The sequence below is a fragment of the Micromonospora sp. LOL_015 genome, from assembly GCF_048060275.1.
In the GTDB taxonomy this organism is placed as follows: Bacteria; Actinomycetota; Actinomycetes; order Mycobacteriales; family Micromonosporaceae; genus Micromonospora_E.
In genome coordinates, this window is sequence record NZ_JBHMIO010000195.1 from 1 (window position 1) to 422 (window position 422).

Consider the following 422-nt stretch of genomic DNA (forward strand, 5'->3'; position numbering starts at 1 on the left):
CGGTGGCGCCGGCGATGGTGTTGTCGGGGCGGCGGCTGGAGGTGCCGGAGACGAAGATGAACCCGCCGGCGACCTTGACGTGCGGGAACTTGCCGCGTGGGGTGGCTTTGCCGGCGACCAGGTGCGCGGTCACCGCGTACCTCCGGTGGTGGTGAAGGCGGCGGTGCCGAGCCCTTGGACGGTGGCCCGCACGTGCGCGCCGGGTGGGAGGGGGACGGCGGCGGTGGCCGCGCCGGCCAGGAAGATCCACCCGGCTTGGAGCGCCGGGCCGTGCTGGTCGGCGAGGGCGATGCCGGCGGCGAGGGCGCGGCGGGGGTCGCCGAGGATCGCGGCGGTGGATCCGGTCTGCACGGTGTGTCCGTCGATGTCGAGGAGTACGCCGAGGTTGTCGACTTCGTCGGGGACCGGCTGCCAGGGGCCGA

At 74.9% G+C, this 422-nt stretch carries 2 pseudogenes; both read right to left on the reverse strand.

Features of this window, described 5'->3' with window-relative positions:
• Positions 1 to 133: pseudogene (locus ACFHWU_RS29445) on the reverse strand (RidA family protein); the annotation flags it as partial.
• Positions 130 to 422: pseudogene (locus ACFHWU_RS29450) on the reverse strand (4-oxalocrotonate decarboxylase); the annotation flags it as partial. The pseudogenes ACFHWU_RS29445 and ACFHWU_RS29450, both read right to left, overlap by 4 nt.